The following is a 4,259-nucleotide window of genomic DNA, read 5'->3' as shown; positions in this document are numbered from 1 at the left end:
AACTCCCGTTCGGGAGATTGACGGCCGTTCGCCCGCTTCCGATTCTGACGGGAAATGACCCGGGCTCGCCACGGCGGCCGCCCGGCCGTGGGGAGATGGGTTGATGTTCCTGGAAACGATCAGGGAAGAGGACGCGACCGGCAAGGTCGCGGAGTCCTATGCGGCGGACCGGGCGCGGCTCGGCTTCGTCATGTCCGCCACGGCCTGCTGGACCGCCCGGCCCGACCTGCTGCCGGCCTGGGAGGCGTTCTATGCCCAGGTGAAGGCGAACTTCTCGCTGTCGCCGCGCGACTGGCGGCTGATCACCTTCATCGCCGCCAAGCAGGTGCCGTCGAGCTACTGCTCGATGGTCTATGGCAAGATGCTGCTGGACGACCTGGGATCGCGCGACAAGGTTCTGGCGGTGCAGGCCGATTTCCGCGCGGCCGGGCTGGGCGAGCGCGACACCGCCATGCTGGCCCATGCCGAGGCCGTGGCCCGCGACGCCTCGCGCGTCACCGAACGGGACATCGGCGCGCTGCGGGCGGTCGGCTTCCGCGACGTGCAGATCGCCGACATCGCCCTGTGCGCGGCGCTGCGCTGCTTCATGGCCCGGTTCTTCGACGCCACCGGCGCCGGACCCGAGGCCGCCTTCATCGACCCGGACGGCTTCGCCATCGCGCTCGCCGTCGGGCGCAAGCCTTCGTGATCGGGAGAAATTCATGACGACATCGGTCAAAGAGCTGCTGGCGGCGGCCAACGCCGCGGTGCCGCGAGTCAGCCGCGACGAGGCGGCCGCGCTGATCCAGGGCGGCGCCCTGGTGGTCGACGTGCGCGACGCGCCGGAGCTGAAGGCGGGCAAGATCGGTGGCGCCGCCCATGTCTCGCGCGGCATGCTGGAGTTCCGCGCCGACCCGGAGTCGCCGTATCACGACCCGGCCTTCCGCCGCGACCGCACGGTGATCCTGTACTGCGCCTCCGGCGGCCGCTCGGCCCTGGCCGGCAAGGCGCTGCAGGACCTCGGCTATACCGATGTCCGCAACCTCGGCGCCTTCAAGGACTGGGCCGAAGCCGGCGGCGCGGTGGAAGCGATTGTGGAGAAGGGGTGAGGCCGTCCTCACAGCGAGAGCGCGTTGCCTCTCCCGCCTGGCGGGAGAGGTCGGGCGTCCGCAGGACGACCGGGTGAGGGCAGGCCCGGGCCTCGACAAAGCCTCGACAAAGAGCCCCTCACCCGGAGCCGCTTCGCGTCTCCGACCTCTCCCGTAAAACGGGAGAGGCAACGCGAGCGAGATCCGAGGGATGTATGAACTGCCCCTCTCACCCCTCCGGTGCAAACGTCTCATCCAGGAAGTCGCCGATGGCGCGGAAGGCCTGCAGGCGGTTCTTTTCCATCAGCACCATATGCGTGCCCTCGCCGATCTCGACCCAGCGCCGGTAGGGCGCGCCGGTGAGACGGGTGAAATAGTCCTGGGCCACGGGCAGCGGCACGTCGAGGTCCCATTCGGCGTGGACCAGCAGCACCGGCACGGTGATGGCGCCCGGATCGTAGAACGGCCGGCCGACGGACCAATATTCCCGCGTGTCGAGGATCGGGCCGGTGCCGGCGCGCATCGTCGGCGGCGTTTGCGCCCGGCCCTCGGGGTCGGTGGCCAGCGCCGCCTCGGCCCAGGTCTCGAACCAGCCGGCGGGGATCAGCCCGTCGCGCTTGTTCTCCGGCGCGCCTTCCAGCCAGCGCGCCTTGCCCTGCAGCACCGGGATCCGGCGCCAGGCGCCGAGCGGGCCGCCCGGGTCGATCCGCGCCTTGCCGGGGTTCAGCCATTGCGGCGCCACCAGGGCCAGCTTCGCCACCTTGGCGTTGTTGCGGCCGGTATAGGCGCCGGCGACCGAGCCGCCCCAGGACATGGCGACGATGCCGGTCCGGTCGAGGCCGCGCCGCCGCAGCACGAAGTCGACCGCGGCCGAGAAGTCGCGCACCCCGGTCTCGGTCCGGCCGAGCGGCGGGTTCTCCTCCGGCGGCCGGTCCATCTCCGGCGGCCTGGTCGAGCCGCCGGTGCCGCGGACGTCCACGGCATGGACGTCGTAGCCGCGGCCGGCCAGCCAGTCCATGAAGGAGAAGCCGCCGACCGGCACGTCGAACAGCGTGCCCGAGGAATAGGTGGCGCCGTGCATCAGCACGATGCTGCGTTCCGGCGAGAAGTCGCGCATCCCGGCCGGCCGCTTGTTGCGGATGTGCAGATCGATGCCCGGCGTGTCGCTCGGGACCATCAGGTCCTCGACCGCGATTTCGACGGCCGGGGCGTCAGAACGTGTGGTCATGATGTCGGCTCCGATCATGCGAAAGTCCATTCGAAGCGGTCCCCGCGGCGGGTGATATGCCCGGACGAACTCTCGGGGAAATGGCCGGGCAGGACGAGGGCGCCGCTCTCGGCCGCATGCTCCAGCAGCCAGCGGCGCGAGGCGCGCGCCGGCTCCGGAAACTCGCAGTAGCGCGAATTCCAGCCGGGCTCGTAGACCTGCAGCGGGTGATGCATGACGTCGCCGGCGAACAGCGCTTCCTCGCCGCGCGAGCGCAGGCGGATCACAGCGTGGTCGATGCTGTGGCCCGGCGCCGGGTGGAAGGAGATGCCGTCCAGCACCTCGCCGCCATCGATTGCGACTAGGTCGGCCAGCCCGGCCTCGAGCACCGGCCGGACGCTGTCCTGGTAGACACCATCGAGCGGCGGGTGCCGCGGCGCGCCCAGCGCCGGGGCGGGACGGAAGTCGCCGCCTGCCGCCAGGCTCTCGCCGTAGCGCTGCTCGACCGCCGAGAAATGGTGGCGGGCGTTTGGGAAGGTCGGCACCCAGCGCCCGTCGACCAGCCGGGTGTTCCAGCCGACATGGTCGGCATGGACATGGGTGATCAGGACGTGGTCGACATCCTCCGGCCGCACCCCGGCCGCCGCCAGGCGCTGCAGGTAGGGGACGTCGAGCCGGTGCATGATCGGCACTGCCGGCCGTTCCTTGCCGTTGCCGGTGGCGGTGTCGATCAGGATGGTGCGATGCGGCGTGCACACCAGCCAGCTGTGGATGCTGAGGCTGATCGCCCCCGTCTCGGGGTGCAGCGCGCCGGGCGGCAGCCGGCCGCGGCGCCGGTCGGCCGCCTCCGGATCGATCTCGGGGTAGAGCTCGGCCGGCGAGCCGTGGGCCAGCGGGATCTCGTCGATTCGCGTGATCGTGGCGTCGCCGATGCGAAAGCTGGGGGAGCCCATGGGCCATCTCCGCTGTGGGCGCGCCGCTTGACGGCGCCGGCCCCAGAGCTAATGTCCGCAGAGTCAGCAATCAAATCGATCCGCCTCATGGGCTCCATCGATCATTTCGATCTTCGCTCCTTCGACCTGAACCTCCTGGTCGCCTTCGACGCGCTGATGGAGGAGCGCACGGTGACCCGCGCCGCCACCCGGCTGAAGGTGCAGCAGCCGGCGATGAGCCACAGCCTGTCGACGCTGCGGGTGCTGCTGCAGGACGAGCTGTTCGTGCGCGTCGGCCAGGCGATGCAGCCGACCGCCAAGGCCCGCGCTTTGGCCCCGCGCATCCGCCAGGCCCTGCAGCAGATGCAGGAGGTGCTGCGCGCCGAAGAGGGCTTCGACCCCGAGACCCAGGATCGGATCTTCCGCCTGGGCTTTTCCAGCGAGCTGGAGCTGCTGCTGATGCCGGACCTGACGGCGGAGCTGCGCCGCTGCGCCCCCGGCATCCGGGTGATCGGACGGCCAGTGTTCCGGGAGGAGGTGCACCGGCTGCTGGACGACGGTGAGATCGACCTGGCGGTGGGCTGCTTCGATCACGGTGCCACCCGGCACCGCGGCATCGAGCTGTACCATCAGGCGCTGGCCTGCTGCTTCAACCGCGATCTGCTGCCGCTGGAGCCCCCGGTCGAACTCGACGCCTATCTGTCGACCGGCCACGCGCTGGTGACGCTGAACAATCTGCTGCAGGGCTGCCTGGACGAGGCGCTGGGCCGGGTGGGCGCCAACCTGAACGTGGTGATGGCGTCGGCCGAGTTCATGACCGTGCTGGCGACCGCGGCCGAGGCGCCGGTGCTGGCCACCCTGCCGGCGCGCATGGCCCGGCGCTACGGCCCGCGTTTCGGGCTGACGCTGAGCCCGCTGCCGCTGCCCCTGGAGCTGCGGCTGCCGGCGGTGGCGATGGTGTGGTCGGCCCAGACCGACCGCGACCCCGGCGCGGGGGGGGGGGGGGGGCGGGGGGGGGGCGCGCCGGCCGCGCCCCGGCGCGAGGGGGGGGGG

5 protein-coding genes are annotated in these 4,259 nt (G+C 71.4%); 3 read left to right on the top strand and 2 right to left on the bottom strand.

The annotated features are described in order from the left end of the window. Positions 1 to 103 precede the first annotated feature (103 nt). Positions 104 to 688, top strand: coding sequence for a carboxymuconolactone decarboxylase family protein (locus AAHM41_RS39280; protein WP_342242078.1), 585 nt, complete (start codon positions 104 to 106; stop codon positions 686 to 688). A gap of 13 nt (positions 689 to 701) precedes the next feature. After that, on the top strand, positions 702 to 1,088 hold the full coding sequence (locus tag AAHM41_RS39275) for a rhodanese-like domain-containing protein (RefSeq protein WP_342242077.1): 387 nt from the start codon (positions 702 to 704) through the stop codon (positions 1,086 to 1,088). A 208-nt stretch (positions 1,089 to 1,296) separates the two neighbouring features. Here the strand turns inward: AAHM41_RS39275 and AAHM41_RS39270 are convergent, their stop codons facing one another. After that, positions 1,297 to 2,295, bottom strand: coding sequence for an alpha/beta hydrolase (locus AAHM41_RS39270; protein WP_342242076.1), 999 nt, complete (start codon positions 2,293 to 2,295; stop codon positions 1,297 to 1,299). A 14-nt stretch (positions 2,296 to 2,309) separates the two neighbouring features. Then, complete coding sequence (locus AAHM41_RS39265) at positions 2,310 to 3,227, bottom strand: MBL fold metallo-hydrolase (protein WP_342242075.1); 918 nt, start codon at positions 3,225 to 3,227, stop codon at positions 2,310 to 2,312. 87 nt (positions 3,228 to 3,314) lie between these two features. Between AAHM41_RS39265 and AAHM41_RS39260 the strand changes: the two genes are divergently transcribed. Next, positions 3,315 to 4,259, top strand: a 945-nt coding sequence (locus AAHM41_RS39260; RefSeq protein ID WP_342242074.1) for a LysR family transcriptional regulator, incomplete at its 3' end; no start/stop codon positions are given.

Source organism: Inquilinus sp. OTU3971 (assembly GCF_038440215.1).
This window is presented reverse-complemented; position numbering and strand designations above follow the sequence as displayed.

Excerpts from the sequence above, each read along its gene's own strand:
- AAHM41_RS39280 (WP_342242078.1), top strand. The coding sequence starts at position 104 with ATGTTCCTGGAAACGATCAGGGAAGAGGACGCGACCGGCAAGGTCGCG.
- AAHM41_RS39275 (WP_342242077.1), top strand. The coding sequence starts at position 702 with ATGACGACATCGGTCAAAGAGCTGCTGGCGGCGGCCAACGCCGCGGTG.
- AAHM41_RS39270 (WP_342242076.1), bottom strand. The coding sequence starts at position 2,295 with ATGACCACACGTTCTGACGCCCCGGCCGTCGAAATCGCGGTCGAGGAC.
- AAHM41_RS39265 (WP_342242075.1), bottom strand. The coding sequence starts at position 3,227 with ATGGGCTCCCCCAGCTTTCGCATCGGCGACGCCACGATCACGCGAATC.